This window comes from Streptomyces sp. KL109B (assembly GCF_030766935.1).
GTDB lineage: Bacteria > Actinomycetota > Actinomycetes > Streptomycetales > Streptomycetaceae > Streptomyces.
This window is the reverse complement of sequence record NZ_JASERL010000016.1, coordinates 122,973-145,754: the sequence shown is the minus strand read 5'-3', so window position 1 is coordinate 145,754 and position 22,782 is coordinate 122,973. Positions and strand designations below refer to the sequence as shown.

Here is a 22,782-nt window from a genome sequence, read left to right as displayed (position 1 = left end):
ACCCCCACGGCAACTGTTCGAAGGCGAACGCAGACGTTAGGGAACCCCTCCATGCTGACCATCCTCGGATTCGGCATGATCGCCACCTTCCTGGTGCTGATCATGATGAAGAAGGTGTCGCCGATCGCGGCGCTCGTGCTCATACCGGCGCTGTTCTGCGTCCTGGTGGGCAAGGGCGCCAACCTCGGCGACTACGTCCTCGACGGCGTCGCCGACCTCGCGCCGACCGCGGCCATGCTGATGTTCGCGATCGTCTACTTCGGCGTGATGATCGACGTCGGCCTCTTCGACCCGATCGTGCGCGGCATCCTGAAGTTCGCGAAGGCGGACCCGGTGCGGATCGTCGTCGGCACCGCCGTGCTCGCCGCGATCGTCTCGCTCGACGGCGACGGCTCCACCACCTTCATGATCACCGTCTCGGCGATGTACCCGCTGTACAAGCGCCTGAAGATGAGCCTCATCGTGATGACCGGCGTCGCCGCCACCGCCAACGGCGTGATGAACACGCTGCCTTGGGGCGGCCCCACCGCCCGCGCCGCGACCGCGCTCAAGGTCGACGCCAGCGACATCTTCGTACCGATGATCCCGGCGCTCGCCGTCGGTCTCCTCTTCGTGTTCGCCCTCTCGTACGTCCTCGGGCGCCGCGAGCGCAAGCGGCTCGGCTACCTCTCCCTCGACGAGGACGCCGCGGTGACCGAGACCGTCGAGGCCGAGGAGAAGGTCCTCGTCGGGGTCGGCGGTGGCAAGGGTGCCACCGGCGGGTCCGCGGCCACCCCCTCGTACGAGAACGAGGAGGGCGAGACCTTCTCCGGGCTCGACCCGAACCGGGCCACCCTGCGCCCCAAGCTCTACTGGTTCAACGCGCTGCTCACGGTCGCGCTCCTCGCCGCCATGATCATGGAACTGCTGCCGATCCCGGTGCTGTTCATGCTCGGCGCCGCGCTCGCCCTCTCGGTCAACTTCCCGCACATGGGCGACCAGAAGGCCCGGATCGGCGCGCACGCCGAGAACGTGCTCAATGTCGCCGGAATGGTGTTCGCCGCCGCCGTCTTCACCGGTGTGCTCCAAGGCACCGGCATGGTCGACCACATGGCGAAGTGGGTCGTCGGCGGGATCCCCGACTGGATGGGCCCGCACATGGCGCTCGTCACGGGCGTGCTGTCCATCCCGTTCACGTACTTCATGTCCAACGACGGCTTCTACTTCGGCATCCTGCCGGTGCTCGCCGAGGCCGGGAACGCGCACGGCGTCTCGACCCTGGAGATCGCCCGCGCCTCGCTCGCCGGTCAGCCGCTGCACATGTCGAGCCCGCTGGTCCCGGCGGTGTACGTGCTGGTGGGCATGGCTAAGGTCGAGTTCGGCGACCACACCAAGTTCACTGTGAAATGGGCGGCGTTGACCGCGCTGGTCGTCCTCGGCGCCGGTCTGCTGTTCGGAATCGTGTGACCCAATGAATCGTGTGACCCGATGAATCCTGTGACCTCATGAGTCGTGACCCGATGACTCGTGCCTGGCTGCTCCGCCTCGTCATCGCCTTCAGCTTCGCGCAGGGGGCGGTGTCGATGGCGCGGCCCGCGGTCTCCTACCGGGCCCTCGCGCTCGGCGCCGACGAGCGTGCCGTCGGCGTCATCGCGGGGGTCTACGCGCTGCTCCCGCTGTTCGCCGCCGTACCGCTCGGGCGGCGCACCGACCACGGGAGGTGCGCGCCGCTGCTCCCGGTGGGCGTCGTGCTCATCGCCGGTGGGTGTGCGCTCAGCGGGCTCGCGAACTCCCTTGTGGCGATGGCCGCTTGGAGCGGCGTGATGGGGCTCGGGCATCTGTGCTTCGTCATCGGCGCCCAGTCGATCGTGGCCCGGCAGTCCGCGCCCGACGAACAGGACCGCAACTTCGGCCACTTCACCATCGGCGCCTCGCTCGGCCAGCTCGTCGGGCCCATCGCCACCGGCGCCCTCATCGACGGCCACGGCGACATGGCGGGCACCAGCGCGCTCGCGCTGCTCGTCTCGGCGGGCGTCTGCGCGCTGGCCGTGACGTCGCTGTGGCGCATCGAGTCCCGTCGTACGGAGGCGGGTTCGCGGACGAAGGACGCCTCGCGGGTGCCCGTGCACCGCATCCTGCGCACGCGTGGCGTGCCCGGCGGCATCTTCATCAGCCTCGCCGTCCTGTCGGCCACCGACATCCTCACCGCGTATCTGCCGGTCGTCGGCGAGCACCGGGGCATCGCGCCCTCCGTGGTCGGCGTGCTGCTCAGCCTGCGCGCGGGCGCCACGGTCGCCTGCCGCCTGGTCATGACGCCGCTCATCAACTGGCTCGGCAGGACCGCCCTGATCGCGACGACGTGTCTGCTGGCGGCGCTGCTGTGCGCGGGCATCGCGCTGCCGGTGCCGGTGTGGGCGCTCGGTGCGATGCTCGTCGTCCTCGGGTTCTGCCTGGGGGTGGGCCAGCCGCTGTCCATGACCACGGTCGTGCAGGCCGCGCCGGACGAGGCCCGCTCCACCGCGCTCGCGCTCCGGCTGACCGGGAACCGGCTCGGGCAGGTCGCGGCCCCGGCGTCGGCGGGGCTCGTCGCGGGAGTCGCCGGGACGGCGGCGCCGTTCGTGATGCTGGGCGGGCTGCTGTTCGTGGCGGCGGGGCTCGGGGTCAGGGGCGGCGCGAAGCAGGGCGCGGGAGGGGAGCGAGCACGGGTGCCTCGCGCCCGGCAACGCGACAAACCTCGCCAACGGCACTGACCAGGCACTCCGGGCAGCCTCTGGACCCCTGAAACTAGCGGCGCTAGTTTGGGGCGCCAGGACATACTGCGGCTGAGGGAGTGCCATGAAGGCCCACGACGGGGTGTACGAGGCCCACGACGGGATGTACATCGACGGCGCCTGGCGCGCGGCCGGTGGCGGCGACACCATCGCCGTCGTCGATCCGAAGGACGAGCGGGTCATCGGCCACGTACCGGCAGGAACCGCCGAGGACGTGGACGCGGCGGTGCGCGCCGCCCGCGCCGCGTTCCCCGCCTGGGCCGCGACCCCGCCCGCCGAACGCGCCAAGCGCATCGCGGCGTTGCGTGACGTGCTCGCGGCCCGCAAGGACGAGATCGCCGAGACGGTCACCGCCGAACTCGGCGCCCCGGCGCAGTTCTCCCAGGCGGTGCACGCGGGCCTGCCGATCGCGGTCGCCGGTACGTACGCCGAACTCGCCGCCACCCACCCCTTCGAGGAGAAGGTCGGCAACTCCACGGTCTACGCGGAGCCGGTCGGTGTCGTCGGCGCGATCACGCCGTGGAACTACCCGCTGCACCAGATCGTCGCCAAGGTCGCCCCGGCCCTCGCCGCGGGCTGCACCGTCGTCCTCAAGCCCGCCGAGGACACTCCGCTCACGGCCCAGCTGTTCGCGGAGGCCGTGGACGAAGCGGGTATACCGGCGGGCGTGTTCAACCTCGTCACCGGCCTCGGCCCGGTCGCCGGGCAGGCGCTCGCCGAGCACGCGGACGTCGACCTCGTCTCCTTCACCGGATCCACGGCGGTCGGCCGCCGCATCGGCGCCACGGCGGGCGCGGCGGTCAAGCGCGTCGCCCTGGAGCTGGGCGGCAAGTCGGCCAACGTCATCCTGCCGAGCGCGGATCTGGGGAAGGCGGTCAACGTCGGCGTCGCCAACGTCATGGGCAACTCCGGCCAGACGTGCAGCGCCTGGACCCGCATGCTGGTCCACACCTCCCAGTACGACGAGGCCGTGGAGCTTGCGACGGCGGCGGCAGCCAAGTACGGCGACCGCATCGGCCCCCTCGTCAACGCCAAGCAGCAGGCGCGCGTCCGCGGCTACATCGAAAAGGGTGTAGAGGAGGGCGCCCGCCTGGTGGCCGGCGGCACCGAAACCCCGCACGAGAAGGGGTACTTCGTCCCGCCCACCGTCTTCGCCGACGTCACGCCCGACATGACCATCGCCCAGGAGGAGATCTTCGGCCCCGTCCTCTCCCTCCTGCGCTACGAGGACGTGGACGACGCCCTGCGCATCGCCAACGACACCGTGTACGGGCTCGCCGGCGCGGTCTGGGCCGGTGACGAGGCCGAGGCCGCCGCCTTCGCCCGCCGCATGGACACCGGCCAGGTCGACATCAACGGCGGCCGCTTCAACCCGCTCGCCCCGTTCGGCGGCTACAAGCAGTCGGGCGTCGGGCGGGAACTCGGCGCGCACGGCCTGTCGGAATACCTCCAGACCAAGTCCCTCCAGTTCTGAGCCTCCAGTTCTGAGCCTCCAGTTCTGAGCCTCCAGTACTAAGCCTCCAGTTCTAAGCCTCCAGTTCTAAGGAAGTTGAGCCCTCTATGGTCCGCGCCGCAGTCTGTACCGCCGTCGGTTCCCCGCTGGAGATCACCGACATCGACCTGCCCGAGCCGGGGCCGGGCCAGGTCCGTATCAAGCTTGCCGCCGCCGGGGTCTGCCACTCCGACCTGTCCCTGACCAACGGCACGATGCGGGTCCCGGTCCCGGCCGTCCTCGGGCACGAGGGCGCGGGCACCGTGGTCTCCGTCGGCGAGGGCGTCACGCACGTCGCGGCGGGCGACACGGTCGTCCTGAACTGGGCGCCGTCCTGCGGCAGTTGCCCGGCCTGCGAGCTGGGCGAGGTCTGGCTGTGCGCCAACGCCCTGGCGGGCGCGGCCAACATCCACGCCAAGCGCGCATCCGACGGCACCGACCTGCACCCCGGCCTGAACGTCGCCGCGTTCGCCGAGGAGACGGTGGTCGCCGCGAACTGCGTCCTGCCGGCCCCGGCGGGCGTCCCGCTCACCGACGCGGCGCTGCTGGGCTGCGCGGTGCTCACCGGGTACGGCGCGGTGCACCACTCGGCGCGCGTACGGGAAGGGGAGACGGTCGCCGTCTTCGGCGTCGGCGGCGTCGGCCTGGCCACCCTCCAGGCGGCGCGCATCGCGGGCGCCGCGAAGATCATCGCGGTGGACGTCTCGCCGGAGAAGGAGGAGTTGGCGCGCGCGGCAGGCGCCACGGACTACGTGATCGCGTCGGAGAACACGGCCCGCGAGATCCGCGGTCTGACCGGCAAACAGGGTGTCGACGTGGCGGTGGAGTGCGTCGGCCGCGCGGTGACGATCCGTACGGCCTGGGAGGCCACGCGGCGCGGCGGCCGTACGACGGTCGTCGGCATCGGAGGCAAGGACCAGCAGGTCACCTTCAACGCCCTGGAGATCTTCCACTGGGGCCGCACGCTCTCCGGCTGCGTCTACGGCAACGCCAACCCCGCCGAGGACCTCCCCGTCCTCGCCGAGCACATCCGCGCGGGCCGCCTCGACCTCAGCACGCTGGTGACGGAGCGGATCGCGCTCGACGGCATCCCGGCGGCGTTCGACAACATGGTGGCGGGCAAGGGCGGCCGCGCGCTGGTGGTGTTCTAGCGCCGTCTTGCCGATGAGTTCCCGGCTGGCTCCCGGTCTGTAAGTGGAGAACCCTGAAACAGAACAGACCGGGCACCACACCACACGGGAACCCAGGAGGCACCCCATGCCCGCCACCACCCAGAAGATCCGCCCCTGCCTGTGGTTCGACGGCAAGGCGGAGGAAGCGGTCGACTTCTACATGTCGCTCTTCCCCGGCTCCGACTCCGAGGTCCTCGCGGTCCAGCGCTGGGGCAAGGAGGGCCCCGGCGTCCCCGGCTCCGTCCTCACCATGGAGTTCCGCCTCGCGGGCAACGAGTACCAGGCGCTCAACGGCGGCTCCGAGTTCAAGTTCAACGAGGCCGTCTCCCTCTCCGTCGACTGCGCCGACCAGGCCGAGGTCGACCGCCTGTGGGAGCGCCTCACGGCGGACGGCGGGGAGGCGGGGCCGTGCGGCTGGTGCAAGGACAAGTACGGCCTGTCCTGGCAGGTCGTGCCGCGCCGCCTCGTCGAACTCCTCGCCGACCCCGACACGGCCCGCGCCGACCGGGTCCTCGCCGCGATGATGAAGATGTCCAAACTCGACGTCGCCACCCTCGAATCGGCGTAACCGCTCCGCGGGGGCCGTGACCACTTCGTCGGGGCCGCGTAGCCAACGCCCCGGGGCTCCGCCCCGGACCCCGCTCCTCAATCGCCGGAGGGGCTTGATTTATCCGCACTTCAAGCCCCTGCGGCGCTCGGGCGGTGCGGCCAGGTATTTCAAGCCCCTGCGGCGCTCGGGCGGTGCGGCCAGGTATTTCAAGCCCCTGCGGCGATTGAGCAGCGGGGTCCGGGGCAGAGCCCCGGGGGGCGTAACCACGATCCGCTGAAACACATACGCTCAGGTCGGCGAGGTCAACCGAGGGAACGACCTCGCCGCGACGAGGAACACCAGCGTGGTCAACGCGAACGGCCACGTGAACATGTGCCCGCCCACCGGCGCCGCAAGCGCCCCGAACGCCGGCGCGCACACGGTCGCGGCCACCGCCCCCGCGACGGCGTACCCCACCGTCCGCGGCGTCGCCTTCAAAAACACCCCGCACAGCGCGAGCGAAACAAGCACCGCGTTGTACGCGGACGTGCCATCGGCAAGCTGCGCGGCAGGCTCACCGAGCGCCCACGCGGTCACCATCCCGGCCACGTTCCCAAGACACGCCACCCCCGCGACCCGCGGCCCGGCGACCACCAACCCGGCCAGCACCAACGCCCCCGCGTACCACTGCGGCATCAAAAAGATCTGGCCGAACCCGGCAAGGAACCCCCGCACGGCATCGTCCACCCCCAGCCCCGTCCTCGCCCCGGCCACCGCTCGCGGAAACGCCGCGATGCCACCCCCACCGGTCCACACCCGCGCGAACCCTGGCGCCGCCATCGTCACCACACTCGCCACAAGACAGAACGGCAAGGTCAGCGCCGGCAACCCCCACGCCCCGAGCGCCCGCCCCGCCGCGGCGGTCGCCACGGTCGCCGCGGCACACCCGAGCAGCGCGACAAGCACCGAGGACAGCCGGTCGGGATTCAGGAACACGGCACAACTGACGCCCACCAGGCAGGAGTTGAACCCCTCCATGCCCAGCGTCAACCGCTCCTTGTCCACCCCGAGCAACGCCGCGACCACCGTCCCGACGGCCGCGCCCCCGACCCCGTACAGCCCGTACTCCCACCCGGCGGAGAACAGCGCGGCGGCGAACAGCAGCCCCGTGACCGCGCGCGGCAGAAACGTCACCTGGCCGATCCCGCGCAGCACGCGTAGCACGAACTGTCTGCAATCGGCTGCCCAACTGTGCCCGATTTCCTGGTGAATCGCGGCATCCGCCGTCTGCGCCATGCGCCGCTCCCGTGTTACGAGGATGTTTCCCGGTCCGGCGAATGTACGTTACAGCTACTTCCTGGGAAGGCCCTGGCCGGGGGCGGGATCACGCCACACCCCGCACCCTCGGCGGACCTCAGCCGACCCCGCCCACCCCCAACTCCGCCCGCAGCGCCCGCTCCCCGACCCCGGTCACCCGCACCGCCCGCTCGGACCCGATCCGCTCGACCCACCCCGCCGCAAAGGCGTGCGCGCACAGTGCGGCGCCCGCCCGCCCGGCCAGGTGGAGCCGGCGCTCCGTCCAGTCGAGGCAGCCGCGCACCAGGGGCCGCCGCGCCCCCGGCTCCAGCGCCACGCCGAGCCCGCGGAACCAGCCGTGCCCGGCGTCGGTCAGCGCGAAGGTCGACGAGTCGACATCGGGCAGCAGTAGTCCGCGCTCCACCATCGCCTCGGTGACCGCGATCCCGAGCCGCCCCGCGAGATGGTCGTAACAGGTCCGCCCGCGCGCCATCGCCGTCCGCGCCGACGCGGCCCGCAGCGTAGGAGGCCGCTCACCGCCGTCCGGCACGGCGTACCCGGCGAGCCCCTCCAGGAGCTGCGCCACTCGCGCGTCGGCGAGCCGCAGATACCGGTGCCGCCCCTGCCGCTCCTCGGCGAGCAGCCCGCCCGCGACGAGCTTGCCGAGGTGCTCGCTCGCGGTCGACGCCGCCACCCCCGCGTGCCGCGCCAGCTCGCCCGCCGTCCAGGCCCGCCCGTCGAGCAGCGCGAGCAGGCAGGCGGCCCGCGTCTCGTCGGCGATCAGTGAGGCGAGCGCGGCGAGGCGCGGAGCCCCGGGTTCCTTGGAAGCGGCCATGGGACAAGGATGGCCCGGCCACCCTTCGGCCCGCACCGAAACGTCAGCGCGCCGCAGCCGCTGTCAGCGGACCCCTGCCGCCATCAGCGCGCCCCCGCCGCCACTTGCTCGTACTGCACGGCGAGCCCGTCGAGCAGCGCCGTGAGCCCGGTCTCGAAGGCCCGGTCGTCGACCTCGTCCTGCCGCTCGGCGAGCAGGTGCGCCTGCCCGAGGTGCGGATAGTCGGCGGGGTCGTACGCCGCCTCGTCGTCAGGGAAGCCGCCCGCGAACGAGCCGAGCGCCGACCCGGTCACGAAGTACCGCATGAGCGCGCCGATGGACGTGGCCTGCGGCGGCGGCCACCCGGCGTCGACCATCGCGCCGAACACCGCGTCGGCGAGCCGCAGACCGGCCGGCCGGTGCCCGGGGCCCTGGGCGAGCACGGGGACGATGTTCGGGTGCGCGCGCAGCGCCGCCCGGTAGGAGACGGCCCAGTCGTGCAGCGCGGTGCGCCAGTCGTGTTCGTGGTTCCCGTCGAACATCGACAGGTCGACCTGCGCGCTCACCGAGTCGGCGACCGCTTCCAGGATCTGGTCCTTCGTACGGAAGTGGTTGTAGAGCGAGGGCCCGCTCACCCCGAGCTCGGCGGCGAGCCGCCGCGTCGAGACGGCCGCGAGGCCCTCGGTGTCGACGAGGGCGCGGGCGGCGTCGACGATTCGATCTCTGCTCAGGAGGGGCTTGCGCGGTCGGGCCATGCGGCACATAGTAGGGCTGCGAACCTAAAACTAGCAGTGCTAATTAATGCTTGCACGAGTCGATTCACGCGGGAGTGGCCATGAACCTGGAGCTGAGCGAGGAGCAGGCGGCGGTGCGACAGCTCGCCAAGGACTTCGTGGACCGCGAGATCTCGCCGAACGTGGTGGCGTGGGACCGGGCCGAGGAGGTCGACCGGGGCATCGTCAAGAAGCTCGGCGAGATCGGCTTCCTGGGCCTGACCATCGACGAGGAGTACGGCGGCTCCGGCGGCGACCACCTCTCGTACGCCCTCGTCACCGAGGAACTGGGCCGCGGCGACTCCTCGGTCCGCGGCATCGTCTCGGTCTCCCTCGGCCTGGTCACCAAGCCGATCCAGCAGTGGGCGAGCGAGGAGCAGAAGCGGCACTGGCTCCCGAGCCTGACGGCGGGCGACGCGCTCGGCTGCTTCGGCCTCACCGAGCCCGGCCACGGCTCGAACCCGGCCGACCTCCGCACCCGCGCCGTCCGCGACGGGGACGACTACGTACTCAACGGCACGAAGATCTTCATCACCAACGGCACCTGGGCCGACGTCGTCCTCCTCTTCGCCCGCACCAACGACACCCCCGGCCACAAGGGCATCTCCGCCTTCCTGGTCCCCACCGACACCCCGGGCCTGACCCGCAACACCATCCACGGCAAGCTCGGCCTGCGCGGCCAGGCCACCGCCGAGCTGGTCCTTGAGGACGTCCGGGTCCCCGCCTCCGCGATGATGGGCCCCGAGGGCAAGGGCTTCTCGATCGCCATGTCCGCGCTCGCCAAGGGCCGGATGTCGGTGGCCGCCGGCTGCGTGGGCATAGCCCAGGCCGCGCTCGACGCGGCCGTCGGATACGCGGGCGAGCGCGAGCAGTTCGGCAAGCCCATCGCCTCGTACCAGCTGGTCCAGGAGCTGATCTCCGACATCTCCGTCGACGTGGACGCGGCCCGCCTCCTCACCTGGCGCGTCGCCGACCTCGTCGAACGCGGCGAGGACTTCGCGACGGCGGCGTCCAAGGCGAAGCTGTTCGCGTCCGAGGCGGCGGTCCGCGCGGCGAACAACGCCCTCCAGGTCTTCGGCGGCTACGGCTACATCGACGAGTACCCGGTCGGCAAGCTGCTCCGCGACGCCCGCGTCATGACCCTCTACGAGGGCACGAGCCAGATCCAGAAGCTGATCATCGGCCGCGCGCTGACGGGGGTCTCGGCGTTCTGAGTACGCACACACGTAGATGATGAGTACGCGGGCGGATAGGGCTACGGCCCCGTCCGCCCGATGCTGTGCGGCATGAGCAGTGACACTCCGGTCAAGCAGCAGAACACGGTGGCCTTCTACGGCCAGGCGGTCGCCTCGTTCGCGATCGCGCTCCTCGCTGTCGGCATCGGCATCTACAGCCTCGACGCGAGCGGCTGGATCCGCGCCTTCCTCGGCATCTCGGTCCTCTACCTCACGACCTCCGCCTTCACCCTCGCCAAGGTCATCCGCGACCGCCAGGAGGCCGGCCAGATCGTCAGTCGCGTCGACCAGGCCCGCCTGGAAAAAATCCTCGCCGACCACGACCCCTTCAAACCGGTGGCATAGGCAATCAAGCCCGTGCCCGGCAAACCAAGCCCGTGCCCGGCAAACCAAGCCCGTCCGGCGATTGAGGACAATCTTTTGCCCCCGCCCCACCGCACCCTTCCAACGCCCGCCACCTAAGCGCCCGCTCACCCCGGAGGGTATGGTGTGCCACCAGCCCCACGGGAGGATGTGAGTGCAGCGATGACGCAGGACGAGCGCGTCGACGGTGAGGTCGTCGAGGACGACGAGGTCACGGACGAGATGCCGTGGGCCGACGTCACGCCGGACGCCGCCCGGCGGCTGCTGGTCGCCGCGGTGGAGGCGTTCGCCGAGCGCGGCTACCACGCGACCACGACCCGCGACATCGCGAGCCGCGCCGGCATGAGCCCGGCCGCGCTCTACATCCACTACAAGACCAAGGAAGAGCTGCTCCTCAAGATCAGCCGGATCGGCCACGACAAGGCGCTCGCGATCCTGCGCCGCGCGGTCGCGAGCGAGGGCACGGCCGCCGAGCGCCTCGCGGAGGCCGTCCGCTCCTTCGTCCGCTGGCACGCGGGACACCACATGACGGCCCGCGTCGTCCAGTACGAGCTGGACTCGCTCGGCGAGGAGAACCGCCCCGCGATCGTCGCGCTGCGCCGCGAGAGCGACGCCGCGGTCCGGCAGATCATCAACGACGGCGTGAAGTCCGGCGAGTTCGACGTCCCCGACGTCCCGGGCACGACCGTCGCCGTCCTTTCCCTCTGCATCGACGTCGCCCGCTGGTTCAACGCGGAGGGCAAGCGCACCCCCGACGAGGTCGGCGCGCTCTACGCCGACCTCGTCCTCAGGATGGTGGGGGCGGCCCCGGCCGCGTAGGGCGGGGCCCAGGGCTCAGAGGTAGTAACGGGACACCGACTCCGCCACGCACACCGGCTTGTCGCCGCCCTCGCGCTCCACGGTGAAGGCGACGGAGACCTGGACGCCGCCGGGGACGTCCTCGACGTTCGTGACCTTGCCCGTGGCGCGCAGGCGGGAGCCGACCGGGACCGGGGCGGGGAAGCGGACCTTGTTCGTGCCGTAGTTGACGCCCATCTTCATGCCCTCGACCGCCATCAGCTGCGGGCCGAAGAGGGGGAGGAGGGAGAGCGTCAGGTAGCCGTGCGCGATGGTCGTCTTGAAGGGGCCCTCCTTCGCGCGCTCCGGGTCCACGTGGATCCACTGGTGGTCGCCCGTGGCCTCGGCGAACCGGTCGATGCGGCTCTGCTCGATCTCGACCCAGTCGCTGTACCCGAGCTGCTCGCCCACGGCGCCCTTCAGATCGTCGACGTCCTTGAAAACGCGCGGCTCAGCCATGTTCCCGTGACCTCCCAAGTGGCTTGTCTAAGCGCTTGCTCAGACCTCTCGTTCGGCATGCTAACAACGCACGGGTGCCGCCGACTAGGCTCGGCCGGGTGCCACAGATTCCGGAGAAGATCCACGAGCTCACCGTCGGACAGGTGTCGGCGCGCAGTGGCGCTGCCGTCTCCGCGCTGCACTTCTACGAGGCCAAGGGCCTGATCGGCAGCCGCCGCACCGCAGGCAACCAGCGCCGCTACTCCCGTGACACGCTGCGCCGCGTCGCGTTCATCCGGGCCGCGCAGCGCGTCGGCATCCCGCTCGCCACGATCCGCGACGCCCTCGCCGAACTCCCCGAGGAGCGCACCCCGAACCGGGACGACTGGGCGCGCCTCTCGGAGGTCTGGCGGTCCGAACTGGACGAGCGGATCAAGCAGTTGGGACGGTTGCGGGATCATCTGACCGACTGCATCGGGTGCGGGTGCCTGTCGCTGGAGACGTGTGTGCTGTCCAATCCGGACGACGTCTTCGGCGAGCGCCTCACGGGCTCCCGTCTGATGGGGGAGCGCCGGGAGGGTCCTGCGGCGTAGGCGTGAGCCTGGGGCCGAGCGCCCGGAAGACCGCGCTGAGCACCACCGCCGCGATCGCCCCGGCCGCGACCCCGCTGCCGAACAGCGTGCGGGCCCACGTGGGCAGCTCGGCGTACATCTCCGGCTGCACGATCGGCAGCATGCCGATGACGAGCGCGAGCGCGATGACGACGCTGTCCGTGCCGTGCGAGAGGTCCGTACGGGACAGCATGCCGAAGCCCATGACCGCGATCACCGCGTAGATGACCAGGCCGGCCGCGCCCACCACCGGTTCCGGGATCGCCGCGAGGACGCGGGTCAGCGGCGTGATCAGGCCGCACACGATCAGGAGTACACCGGCGGCCGCCGTCACGAACCGGCTGCGTACGCGCGTGAGTTGGACGATGCCGATGTTCTCGGCGCTGGTCACCATCAGCGACGTACCGAAGAGGCCCGACACGAGCGAGACGAGCGCGTCGGCGCGGGCGATGCGCGGCACGTCGCGGCCCGGGTCGGGGGCCCGGCCCACGGCCTCGCTGTTGAGGACGGTCTGCCCGGTGGCCTCGGCGAGCGAGGCGAGCGCGAAGACGAGGAGCGGGATCGCGGCGAGCAGATCGAAGTGCGGGGCGCCGTACGGGAAGGGGTCCGGCAGCGCGAACGTGCCGCCGTGCGCCACCTCCAGGTCCGTGCCCAGCAGGACGGCGATGAGCGTGCCGCCGACCAGGCCGAGCAGCACCGCCATCTGCCGCCACACCCCTCGTAGAACGAGGAAGAAGACCGCGATCACGGCGAGCGTCGCGAAGCCGAGGGCCGGGTCGGAGGCGACCATCGGCGCGGTCACCTTGATCATGTTGATGCCGATGAGGACGACCGTCGTCCCCATGACGAGGGGCGGGAACAGGCGGACCAGGCGGCCGTAGAAGGGGAGTACGCAGAGGAGGAAGGCCGCCGCGACCAACACCGAGCCGGAGGCGGTCGCCGGGCCGTACTCCTGGGCGATCTGGAGGAAGATCGCGACCGCGGCGCCGCCCGGCAGCATCAGGAACGGCAGCCGGGCGCCGACGCGCAGCGCCGCGACGCCGAGCGACTGGAGCAGCGCCCCCACCCCGCACAGCACCAGGGTGGCGCTGAGCAGGGAGGCCGTCTGCGTCGTCGACAGCTTCAGCGTCGTCGCGATGAGGATGACGGACGAGACGGGCGCGGCCACGCCCGCCAGCAGGTGCTGGCAGGCGAGGGGGACGAGGCGCTTCAGGGGCAGCCGCTCGTCGACCGGTGGCACGGGTGGTGCGGCGGTGGCGGTCACCGGTTCAGCCACGGCAGCTCGGCCGCGCTGTAACGGTAGGAGCGGAACACCGCGTTGGGCTCCGAGGGGAACAGCTTGCGGACCTCTTCCTCCGCGTAGCCGCCGAAGAACGGGACGATGTACTCCCAGCAGAGGTAGCCGTCCTCGGTCACCTCGAACAGGCGGCCCGCCGGGGAGTCGGTGACCAGGGTGTTGCCGTTCGGGAGGCGCTGGGCGCTGCCCATGAACGGGGCGAAGAAGGACTCGCGCGCCGGGTCGTGGTACTCCCACGCGATCTTGCCGCTGGAGCGCTCGATCTCGATGACGCGGCTGAACGGCACGTCCCAGTGCGGCCGGAAGACGCCGTTGTCGAAGACGAGGAAGTTGCCGTTCTCCAGCTCGGTCGGGCAGTGCTGCTGGGATACGACGCCGGGCTCGGAGCGCCAGATGATGTCGCCCGTCGCGCGCTCGATGACGACGACGGCCGACACGGAGCGGAAGCTCGCGAGGATGTTGCCGTCGGCGAGCGGGAGGACGCTGTTGATCAGCGGGTAGTGCTCGCGCGCGTAGTCCGGGTGCAGCGGGAAGCCGGCGCGGTCGAGGCGCTCGGAGACCTTCCACTCCCAGGTCCTGTTCCCCTCGGCGTCCACCTCGACGATCGTGTCCGCCCAGATCGTGTCGCCACCGGAGCCACTCGCCTCCGACCCCGGTACGCCGCCGCGCACGGCCGCCGCCGCGTCCCCGGTCAGCGGCTCAAGGGCCGTGTAGAGGATGCGGCCGTCTCCGTAGTGGTGCGCGTCGTGGTGCTGGAGCGGGTCGCGGTGCTCGCGCACGACCGTGCCGTCCGGGGTGATCTCCTGCATGAGGCCGCCCCGGTACTTGTGCCACATGGGGAAGAGCGCGGGCTCGTCGGGCAGTACGCCGCTGTAGGCGAGGTTCCCGTTGGCGAGGATGCGGGCGTGCCGGCCGGGGCGGTGCGGGAGGTTCCACTGGTGGACGACCTCGCCGTGCAGGTCGATCAGGTACACCTCGCCGGTGCCGGTCAGCGGGGCGAAGAGCGTGTAGCCGGGGTACGCGGTGTCCTCGTCGAGGGCGATGAGTCCGGTGCCGCGGCGGCGGCGCTGGTTCTGGTCGACACGAGCCATGGGGTCCCCTCACGGTACTGACGTTGCTTAACTTTTTTAAGCACTGGTTAAGTAGTTAAGCACGGCGGTAGGGTGCTGGGGAACAGGGGTCGGAGCGAAAGGGCGTTACAAGTTCATGAACGTGGGACCCGGCATCCGGCGCAGGCGCCGCGCCCTCGATCTGACGCTCGCCGAGGTGGCCCGCCGCGCCGCCGTCTCCGTCCCGTTCCTCAGCCAGGTCGAGAACGGGCGCTCGCGCCCCAGCATGGGCTCGCTGCAACGCATCGCCGACGCCCTCGACACCACCGCCGTGGAACTCCTCGCCGCCGCCGAACCGCCCCGCCCGGTCGACGTGGTGCGCGCCGCCTCGCAGCCCGCCACCACCGACGGCGCGCGCCCGCTCGTCCGGGGCGAACAGCGGCTGCACGCCCTGGAGTTCACCGGCGACCACGACTGGGAGCGCGTCTTCCGGCACGCCGGGGACGAGGTGCTGTACGTCGCCGACGGCTCGATCGAGGCCGAGGTCGACGACACGCACTACGTGCTCGAACGCGGCGACACGCTCTACTGCGCCGCCGAACGCCCGCACCGCTGGCGCCCGTTGGAGCCCGGGACACGGGTGCTGCTCGTGGGCATCGCCGCGCCGTAGCCCGCGCCTGCGACTGCGACCGGGGCGCGTGAACCCCCTTGTCCGCGACGGGACTTGGCGCCACCATGCGTCCCACAGTCGACACGGGGGAGGCCGAACGGCATGGCGGTCGCGGTCAGTTCACTGAAGTACGAGTCGGCCCGCACGGGCCCGCAGAGCGTGGTCTACGACAACGACGGCTACCACCTCGTGCGCTTCCCGTACGAGGCGGGCGAGGAGTCGTACGACCCGTGGACCATGCACGACCCGGCGGGCGGCGGCGGCTCGTCGACGTACCCGGACGCCCGCTCCGGGCTCATCTGGCCGAGCCACGACGGCTGGGCCACGCTGTCCGCGCTGGTCTTCTGGGCCGCCGACACCCGGCCCACCGAGTACCGGGCCCGCTTCGTGCGCGACCCGCTGGGGCTCGCCGGCGGCTACGACTCGACCGCCACCACCGACATCTCGCCCACGGGTGGCGGGCAGTTCCGCTCGTACACTTGGCAGATGTTCGTGCACCCCGGCACGCCGGTCGGCTTGAAGGTCTCGGCACGCTCGGGCGACACCCCGGTCAAAGTGCCGATCACGCTGGCCGAGTTCAAGCTGGCGATCCATACGGATGTGATCAGGCCCTGACGCCGTCGGGCGTCGTTTTCCGGCTCGGGCGTCGCGAGAGGCACTCGCCTCGTAGAGTCGCCACCGTGACTGAGAACGAGGCTCCGGACCCCCAACTGCCCATGCTCGCGACGCCGCAGGCCGAGCGGCTGCGGGCGCTCGTGGCCGAGCACGTGCGCGCGCGATACGGGGCGGAGTCCGGCTTCGTCCTCGACGGCGACGCGGTCAAGCGCGCCGGTCACGTCTTCCCGCTGGCGAACCTGGCGCGGCGGTGCGGCGCGGCGCCCGACGCCGACTGGTCCGAGCTCGTCGACGCGCACTTCGCGGCGCTCGCCGACGCCTCGCGAGGCGGCGAGGACGCCGAGGAGTTGCTCGCGCGGACGTGCCTGCGCCTCGTGCCCACGGACACCGGCGCCGACGCCGTCGACGGGGCCCGCTACCCCCGCGAGGTCGCCGAAGGCCTGCGCCTCGCCCTCGCCCTCGACGGCCCCGACTCCGTACGCCTGTTGACCGACGAGGACGTGGCGCGGGCCGGCGCCGACGCGCTGTGGGAAGCGGCCGGGCGCGCCCTGATCCGGGAGCCGATGCGGCACGAGGAGGTCCGGCTCGACGGGCACCCGGTGCTGTACTCCGCGTACGGCGACTCGCACTTCGTGGCGAGCAAGGCGGTCGTGCTGCCGGAGGTCGTCGCGGAGGTCACCGGGCGCCGGATGCCGGACGCGGGCGCCCTCGTCGCCGTGCCCACCCGGCACCTGCTCGCCTTCCACCCGATCGTCGACGGCAGCGCGGCCGACGCCGTCAACGACCTTGCCACGTACGCGGTCCGCGCCCACGCCGAAGGGTCAGGAGCGCTCTCGCCGCGCGTCTACTGGTGGCACGAGGGACGCCTCACCTCGCTCACCGCCATCGACGACGAGACCCGCACCATCGAACAGCGTCCGCCCGGCGAACTCGTCGACGTGCTGCGGGCCCTGCGCGCCCTGGACGCCGCGGGCCGCCTCGCCCCTGGCGCCCCCGCCGCCGCGCCGGACGGCTCCTTCACCGGCGCGCTGGCCGACGCCCTGGCGCGGGCGGAGGCCGACCCCGAGGCCGCCCGCGCGGAGACCTGGGACGCCTGGCTCGCGGCGCAGCGGCTCGGCGCGGCCCTCTTCGCGCACGGCAAGGACGGTGAACCCCCGCTCCCCGAGCAGGAGTTGGACGCCGGGGCCGACGCCGCCCGCGCCTGGCTCGACGCCTTCTACCTCAGCCTCGTCACCCGCGACCGCGAGCTCAGCACCCGCCTGTGCCAGGTGCCGCCCGACGCGCTGCGCGGTGGCGCGCCCGTGGACGACTATGTGCCGCACTGGATCGACGTGCTGCGGAGCCACTGGCTGCGCAGCCCCGTCGACGACGTCGTGGACCGGCTCGTCACCACCATCAAGGCCTCGCACCCCGACGTCGCGACGCTCGCGCCGAAGGACTTCCTCAACCTCGTCGACTACCAGCCGGTCGCCCTGTTCCACCGGCTGCTCACGCACGACCACGAGGCGTTCGGCGAGGCGCTCGCGGAATCCCTTGTGCAGCACGCCGGTTACTGGGGCGAGTCGGACGCGCCGCGCGCCCGCGTGGCGCTCGGCCCGCTCGCGCTCGCCTGCCTCGCGTACGACATGGACTTCCCGGTCCGCACCGATCTGCCGTACCTGCCGAAGTATCTGCTCAACCGGCAGCGCCTGGAGGTCCGTTGACACCCGTGGCCCGTTGATCACATGGGTTCCGGGGGTGCGCCGAGCCCGGGGCCGCACCCCCGTCGGTCTACGCGGTGACGAGCAGCCGCGCCAGCCTGGCCTCCGCCAGTGCCGTAGGGGTGAGAACGGGCCGCGGCACCACGATGCCGCAGCGGGTGCACACGGGGCCCGATGAGGGTTCGTGCGCCAGATCGTGCTGCCACACCAGCCGGGTGCCCGCGCACACCGGGCAGCACGCGCCGGGATCGCGCTCAAGTGCCGTGATGAGCCTGCGCAGCACTTCGGCCAGCGGCTCCGTGGGGTGCACCGAGGGGTCGTCGCACCAGGCGACTCCGAAGCCGCCCCAGGTCAGCCGGTGCCAGTCGTCCACGCTGCCCGGACTGCGCAACCCGTCGTGCTTCTCCTTGCGCCTGCGCTCCGCGAAGGCGACTTCGTACGCGAGCCAGACGGCCCGCGCCTCCTCCAGCTCCTCAAGGGCCGCGACCAGGCGGGCCGGGTCGGGGGAGCGGTCCTCGGGGTCGAACCCCGCCCGGGAGCAGAGGTGGTCCCAGGTCGCTCGGTGCCCATAAGGGGCAAATCTCTCCAGGCACTTGCGCAGTGAGTAGCGCCGCAGTGCCAGATCGCTCAGCGGATCGCGCACCTGTCTCGCCAGACTTCGGAATCCGGCCATCGCCCTGCACCTCCGTCACACGTACGTCGGCGTCGCCGTGGCTCTGAGAACGACGTCGCCGAGTAGACGTATCGACACGCGATTCGGATCCCCTCGAAGGCCACTGGACTCCATCCGATTTCCGATGGAGTCCATCACGGTCACCTTCTGAGGCTTGGGAGTACCTGAGTGGTCCCTGTGCTGATTCCGAAAACGTGACGCATGTTCATCTTCTGTCTTTGGCTAACCGTCGGTAACCTCCGGCGCCATGGGAAGCCTTACGGGAAGACTTGTAAAGAGAGTTACGGCCCTCGCGGCACTTGTACTCACCGCCGGACTGCTCTCTCCCGCCCCGACCGCCTCCGCTGCCGAACCCCCTCAGGAGAGAGCCGCCGACTACTGCCAGGGGCAGTGTGCGGACATCCTCCCGCCCGGCGCGAACGGCAGCGCCACACTCGCCCAGATCCTCGGCAACAAATTGCTGGGCACCCAGCCTCCGCACGCCGACGATCAACTCGGTCCCTATGACGCGCTGTCGTCCGGGTATCCGTCTCTCACCGACGACACACTCACCGACTTCTTCAACGATTCCTCCTTCGGCGTCAAGGACGGGTCGGTCGAGTCCGTCACGCGGCCTCGCGACGACGTGACAATCACCCGTGACAAGAAGAACGGCGTACCCCACATCAAAGGTTCCTCGCGCTACGGAACAGAATTCGGGGCCGGCTTCGCCGCAGGTCAGGACCGCCTTTGGCTGATCGACCTGTTCCGTCACATAGGCCGCGGGGAATTGACCTCGTTCGCGGGCGGCGCCCTCGCGAACCAGGGACTCGAGCAGGAGTTCTGGCCGCAGGCCCCGTACACCGAAAAGGATCTGGAACAACAGGTCGATTACATCAAGCGGACCGGCGGCGCCCGCGGCAAGCAGGCCATGGACGACGCGCAGGCCTATATCGACGGCCTCAACGCCTACCGCGAGAAGTCCAAGAAGGGCCGCTACTTCCCCGGTGAGTACGTGCTCACGGGCAAGGTCGACGCGATCACGAACGTGGGCGAGATCCAGCCGTTCAAGGTCACCGACATGATCGCGCTCGCCTCCGTGGTCGGCGGGCTCTTCGGCAACGGCGGCGGCGGAGAGGTCGACGCCGCGCTCTCGCTGCTCAAGGCGCAGCAGAAGTACGGCGTGGAGAAGGGCACCGAGGTCTGGGAGTCCTTCCGAGGCCGTGACGACCCGGAGACCGTCACCACGATCCACGACGGCACCCGCTTCCCGTACGGCGAGAAGCCGGAGCACGCGCGCGGGCAGGCGCTTCCCGACAAGGACTCGGTGGAGAAGGAGCCACTCGTCTACGACCGGGAGGGCTCGGCCGCCGAGCAGTCCGGGGCGGCGGCCAAGGAGGCCAAGAAGGATCCCGTCAAGGCGCCCGAGAAGCTCAAGCCGCTCCAGGGCATGAACGACGACGGTGTCCTGCCCTCCGACCTGTTCAGCCGCTCCGCCTCCAAGAAGGGCATGTCCAACGCCCTCCTCGTCTCCGGCAAGCACACCGCCTCCGGCAACCCGGTCGCCGTGTTCGGCCCGCAGACCGGCTACTTCGCGCCCCAGCTGCTGATGATGCAGGAGCTCCAGGGCCCCGGCATCAGCGCGCGCGGCGTCTCCTTCGCGGGCGTCGGCATGTACGTACAGCTCGGGCGCGGCCAGGACTACGCGTGGTCCGCGACCTCCGCGACGCAGGACATCACCGACACGTACGCCGTGCCGCTGTGCGAGCCCGACGGTTCCACGCCCACCCGGCAGTCGGCCTCGTACATGTACCGGGGCACCTGCACGCCCATGGAGAAGATGGAGAAGAAGAACGCCTGGAAGCCGACGATCGCCGACTCCACGGCCGCCGGCTCCTACCGCATGCAGGTCTTCCGTACGAAGTACGGGATCGTCTCGCACCGCGCCACCGTCGACGGAAAACCCGTCGCCTACACGGCACTTCGCTCCACCTACCGCCACGAAGCCGACTCGATCCTCGGCTTCCAGATGCTCAACGACCCGTCGTACGTCAAGGACGCCGCGTCGTTCCAGAAGGCGGCGCAGCACATCAACTACGCGTTCAACTGGTTCTACGCCGACTCGCGCGACATCGCGTACTACAACAGCGGTACGAACCCGGTGCGTGCCAAGGACGTCGACATGTCGCTGCCGGTGCGCGGCGAACAGGACTATGAGTGGAAGGACTTCGACCCGGCCGACAACACGTCCGCCGAGACGCCGCCGTCCCAGCACCCGAACTCGGTCGACCAGGACTACTACGTCTCCTGGAACAACAAGCAGGCCAAGGGCTTCTCCTCGCCCAACTTCAGCATGGGCGCCGTGCACCGCGCCGACCTGCTCAACGACCGGGTGAAGAAGCTGACCGAGCGCGGCGGCGTCACCCGGGCCGCGCTCACCCGCGCCATGGAGGAGGCCGCCGTCACCGACCTGCGCGGTGAGCAGGTCCTCCCGGAACTCCTCAAGGTCATCCGCAGCAAGCCGCTCGGCGGCTCCCCGGAACTGGCCAAGGCCGTCGAGCAGTTGGAGGCCTGGGAGAAGGACGGCGCGCAGCGCAACCAGACGTCCGCCGGCTCCAAGACGTACGCGCACCCCGACGCCGTACGCCTCATGGACGCGTGGTGGCCGCGCCTGGTCGAGGCCGAGTTCAAGCCGGGCCTCGGCGACGACCTCTACAAGTCGCTCACCGCCCAACTGACCGTCGATGAGGCGCCGTCCGCCGGACACGGGCCCACCGGCTCGCACGCCGGATCGGCCTTCCAGTACGGCTGGTGGGGCTACGTCGACAAGGACCTGCGGTCGGTGCTCGGCGAGCCGGTCAAGGGCAAGCTGGGCGACACGTACTGCGGCTCCGGCGACCTGTCGCCCTGCCGCGACGCGCTCCTCGCCACGCTCGCCGAGGCCGCCGCCGAGCCCGCCACCGAGGTGTACCCCGGTGACGACGCCTGCAAGGCGGGCGACCAGTGGTGCGCCGACAGCATCGCGCACCGCGCCGTCGGCGGCATCACGCACCGCTCCGTCCAGTGGCAGAACCGGCCCACGTACCAGCAGGTCGTGGAGTTCCCGGCGCACCGCTGACCCCCGGGCGCGGGGCGGATCACCGGCTCCTCCGGTCGGCCGGTCAGCCGGTGATCCGCCCCGCCCCGAGCACCACCCGCGCCAGTTCCTCGTGGCAGATGTCGCTGTGGGCCCCCGAAGGCGGCGGCCCGTCGCGCACCACCTGCGCCGCGTCCACGCTCACACAGCCCGCGCCCGGCACCCCGGCCCGCAGCACGTCCGCCAGCGTGAAGCGCACCGCGCCCGCCACCTCCTTGAAGCCGTCGTGCCCGAGCGCGCCCCACCGCTCGCCGAGGTCGCGCAGCTCCCGGTCGTCGCCCGCGAGCCGGGAGGCCAGCGGATACATCACGCTCAGCGCCGTGTCGTACCGCGAGAAGCACGCCACCATCGGCCCGTCGACCCGCGCCTGCCGCCCGTTCAGCGCGCCCCTCGGCGCGAACGCGTAGTGCGAGAAGGCCCCCTGAAGGAGCGTCACGGACTTCACGTTGCGCGCCGCCTTCGGCAGCCCGGCCAGCGCGAAGGAGACGAGGCGCGCGCCGAAGCTGTGCCCCACCAGGTGCACCCGCACCCCGGGCGCCTCCTCGGCGATCCGGCCGAGCGCGGGGCCGAGCCCCGTCTGGCCGACCTTTCCGGCCCGCCGCTTCATCGCGAAGTACGTGGCCTGGCGCAGCAGTTCGTGCGCGCCCCGCCACGCCTTCTCCAGGCCGCCGGGCAGCCTGAGGGAGGCCGCGGCGCCGGGGCCCGCCGCCGTCTCCAGGGCCGAGGCGAACTCCAGGCACACGCTCCGGGTGTCCTCGTGGAGCATCGCGGGGGTGCTGTGCTGCCCGCCGTCCTCCGTGAGGTCGGCGGTGGCCGCCGAAGGGCTCACGCCGACCAACTGCCGTACCAGACCGCCGAATTCGTCGAAGGCGGACGCCGCGTCCGGCTGCTCCTCCAGGCGCCGCGCGATCAGGTCGACGACGGGCGCGCCGCGCGGGAAGACCTCGGCGAGCGCGTGCCGGGTGCCCTTGTCGAGGGTGGTCCGCGGCGCCTTGGCGGCGGCGGCCCGTGCGGCGGCCGGGTCGAAGTCCGGGATCGGCTCGTCCGTGAACCGCATCGACGGCCAGAACACCCCTACGTAGCCGACGGTGGCGTCCGCCGCGAGCGCGGGGAAGGGGGCGAAGAAGCGGTCGTACAGGCGCGTCGCGATCGAGTGGTCGTTATTCCAGCCGTGCGCGAAGACCACCAGGTCGTGCACCCGGGGCGCTTCGCGCAGGACCTTGGCGAGCTGCCGGACGTTCGGATCGCCGTCGGCGTCGAACGTCAGCTCCCAGTAGGGACGTACATGGACTTCAGGTGCTTTTGCTTGGGACGCGGACATGGCGAAACCCCCGTGGTAGGCGTCGTGCGGGC

General features: G+C 71.3%; 21 protein-coding genes. 13 read left to right on the top strand and 8 right to left on the bottom strand.

Annotated features, from left to right (window positions below; translation table 11 throughout):
* Positions 1-51: 51 nt before the first annotated feature.
* The 5 genes from RBJ65_RS37935 to RBJ65_RS37915 all read left to right on the top strand — a co-directional run bounded on the left by RBJ65_RS37935 (position 52) and on the right by RBJ65_RS37915 (position 5,982).
* The gene (locus tag RBJ65_RS37935; RefSeq protein WP_306319335.1) at positions 52-1,446 is read left to right on the top strand and encodes a CitMHS family transporter; all 1,395 of its coding nucleotides are present in this window, start codon (positions 52-54) and stop codon (positions 1,444-1,446) included.
* A gap of 38 nt (positions 1,447-1,484) precedes the next feature.
* Positions 1,485-2,729, top strand: a complete 1,245-nt coding sequence (locus RBJ65_RS37930; protein WP_306319334.1) for an MFS transporter — start codon at positions 1,485-1,487, stop codon at positions 2,727-2,729.
* Positions 2,730-2,814: 85 nt separating this feature from the next.
* Positions 2,815-4,224, top strand: a complete 1,410-nt coding sequence (locus RBJ65_RS37925; protein ID WP_306319333.1) for an aldehyde dehydrogenase family protein — start codon at positions 2,815-2,817, stop codon at positions 4,222-4,224.
* A gap of 86 nt (positions 4,225-4,310) precedes the next feature.
* Positions 4,311-5,393 carry a Zn-dependent alcohol dehydrogenase gene (locus RBJ65_RS37920; protein WP_306319332.1) on the top strand — a complete coding sequence of 361 codons (1,083 nt, stop codon included), beginning with the start codon at positions 4,311-4,313 and terminating at the stop codon, positions 5,391-5,393.
* A gap of 106 nt (positions 5,394-5,499) precedes the next feature.
* Positions 5,500-5,982, top strand: a complete 483-nt coding sequence (locus RBJ65_RS37915) for a VOC family protein (RefSeq protein ID WP_306319331.1) — start codon at positions 5,500-5,502, stop codon at positions 5,980-5,982.
* Between the two features lie 270 nt (positions 5,983-6,252).
* Here RBJ65_RS37915 and RBJ65_RS37910 read toward each other — a convergent pair whose 3' ends face one another.
* The 3 genes from RBJ65_RS37910 to RBJ65_RS37900 all read right to left on the bottom strand — a co-directional run bounded on the left by RBJ65_RS37910 (position 6,253) and on the right by RBJ65_RS37900 (position 8,808).
* Positions 6,253-7,239 (bottom strand): urea transporter, encoded by a 987-nt coding sequence (locus RBJ65_RS37910; protein ID WP_306319330.1) that lies wholly within the window; start codon positions 7,237-7,239, stop codon positions 6,253-6,255.
* Positions 7,240-7,357: 118 nt separating this feature from the next.
* Positions 7,358-8,074: a helix-turn-helix transcriptional regulator gene (locus RBJ65_RS37905; RefSeq protein ID WP_306319329.1), complete on the bottom strand. Its 717-nt coding sequence runs from the start codon at positions 8,072-8,074 to the stop codon at positions 7,358-7,360.
* A gap of 83 nt (positions 8,075-8,157) precedes the next feature.
* Positions 8,158-8,808 carry a TetR/AcrR family transcriptional regulator gene (locus RBJ65_RS37900; RefSeq protein ID WP_306319328.1) on the bottom strand — a complete coding sequence of 217 codons (651 nt, stop codon included), beginning with the start codon at positions 8,806-8,808 and terminating at the stop codon, positions 8,158-8,160.
* 80 nt (positions 8,809-8,888) lie between these two features.
* Here RBJ65_RS37900 and RBJ65_RS37895 point away from each other — a divergent pair, with 80 nt between their 5' ends.
* From RBJ65_RS37895 to RBJ65_RS37885, 3 genes are all read left to right on the top strand, one after another.
* Positions 8,889-10,040, top strand: a complete 1,152-nt coding sequence (locus tag RBJ65_RS37895) for an acyl-CoA dehydrogenase family protein (RefSeq protein WP_306319327.1) — start codon at positions 8,889-8,891, stop codon at positions 10,038-10,040.
* A gap of 72 nt (positions 10,041-10,112) precedes the next feature.
* Positions 10,113-10,406: a YiaA/YiaB family inner membrane protein gene (locus RBJ65_RS37890; protein WP_306319326.1), complete on the top strand. Its 294-nt coding sequence runs from the start codon at positions 10,113-10,115 to the stop codon at positions 10,404-10,406.
* 180 nt (positions 10,407-10,586) lie between these two features.
* Positions 10,587-11,243: a TetR/AcrR family transcriptional regulator gene (locus tag RBJ65_RS37885; protein WP_372341285.1), complete on the top strand. Its 657-nt coding sequence runs from the start codon at positions 10,587-10,589 to the stop codon at positions 11,241-11,243.
* A 15-nt stretch (positions 11,244-11,258) separates the two neighbouring features.
* Here the strand turns inward: RBJ65_RS37885 and RBJ65_RS37880 are convergent, their stop codons facing one another.
* Entirely contained in the window at positions 11,259-11,720 is a 462-nt protein-coding gene (locus tag RBJ65_RS37880; protein ID WP_306319325.1) for a MaoC family dehydratase, read from the bottom strand.
* A 98-nt stretch (positions 11,721-11,818) separates the two neighbouring features.
* On the opposite strand from RBJ65_RS37880, the gene soxR reads away from it, so the two are divergent.
* Positions 11,819-12,292: a redox-sensitive transcriptional activator SoxR gene (soxR, locus tag RBJ65_RS37875; protein ID WP_306319324.1), complete on the top strand. Its 474-nt coding sequence runs from the start codon at positions 11,819-11,821 to the stop codon at positions 12,290-12,292.
* Here soxR and RBJ65_RS37870 read toward each other — a convergent pair.
* On the bottom strand, positions 12,243-13,586 hold the full coding sequence (locus tag RBJ65_RS37870; RefSeq protein ID WP_306319323.1) for a uracil-xanthine permease family protein: 1,344 nt from the start codon (positions 13,584-13,586) through the stop codon (positions 12,243-12,245). The two genes, soxR and RBJ65_RS37870, sit on opposite strands and share 50 nt — an antisense overlap.
* Positions 13,571-14,698 carry an aryl-sulfate sulfotransferase gene (locus tag RBJ65_RS37865; RefSeq protein WP_306319322.1) on the bottom strand — a complete coding sequence of 376 codons (1,128 nt, stop codon included), beginning with the start codon at positions 14,696-14,698 and terminating at the stop codon, positions 13,571-13,573. Before RBJ65_RS37865 ends, RBJ65_RS37870 begins: the two co-directional genes overlap by 16 nt.
* Positions 14,699-14,813: 115 nt before the next feature.
* On the opposite strand from RBJ65_RS37865, the gene RBJ65_RS37860 reads away from it, so the two are divergent.
* The 3 genes from RBJ65_RS37860 (at position 14,814) to RBJ65_RS37850 (ending at position 17,644) form a co-directional block, all read left to right on the top strand.
* Positions 14,814-15,326, top strand: coding sequence for a helix-turn-helix domain-containing protein (locus RBJ65_RS37860; protein WP_306319321.1), 513 nt, complete (start codon positions 14,814-14,816; stop codon positions 15,324-15,326).
* Positions 15,327-15,428: 102 nt separating this feature from the next.
* Positions 15,429-15,941 (top strand): hypothetical protein, encoded by a 513-nt coding sequence (locus tag RBJ65_RS37855; RefSeq protein WP_306319320.1) that lies wholly within the window; start codon positions 15,429-15,431, stop codon positions 15,939-15,941.
* A gap of 65 nt (positions 15,942-16,006) precedes the next feature.
* Positions 16,007-17,644 carry an immunity 49 family protein gene (locus RBJ65_RS37850; protein ID WP_306319319.1) on the top strand — a complete coding sequence of 546 codons (1,638 nt, stop codon included), beginning with the start codon at positions 16,007-16,009 and terminating at the stop codon, positions 17,642-17,644.
* Between the two features lie 67 nt (positions 17,645-17,711).
* On the opposite strand, the gene RBJ65_RS37845 is transcribed toward RBJ65_RS37850, so the two are convergent.
* Complete coding sequence (locus RBJ65_RS37845; RefSeq protein WP_306319318.1) at positions 17,712-18,314, bottom strand: hypothetical protein; 603 nt, start codon at positions 18,312-18,314, stop codon at positions 17,712-17,714.
* 247 nt (positions 18,315-18,561) lie between these two features.
* Between RBJ65_RS37845 and RBJ65_RS37840 the strand changes: the two genes are divergently transcribed.
* Positions 18,562-21,411: a penicillin acylase family protein gene (locus RBJ65_RS37840; RefSeq protein ID WP_306319317.1), complete on the top strand. Its 2,850-nt coding sequence runs from the start codon at positions 18,562-18,564 to the stop codon at positions 21,409-21,411.
* A 43-nt stretch (positions 21,412-21,454) separates the two neighbouring features.
* Here RBJ65_RS37840 and RBJ65_RS37835 read toward each other — a convergent pair whose 3' ends face one another.
* Positions 21,455-22,750: a serine-threonine protein kinase gene (locus tag RBJ65_RS37835; protein ID WP_306319405.1), complete on the bottom strand. Its 1,296-nt coding sequence runs from the start codon at positions 22,748-22,750 to the stop codon at positions 21,455-21,457.
* Positions 22,751-22,782: the final 32 nt, after the last annotated feature.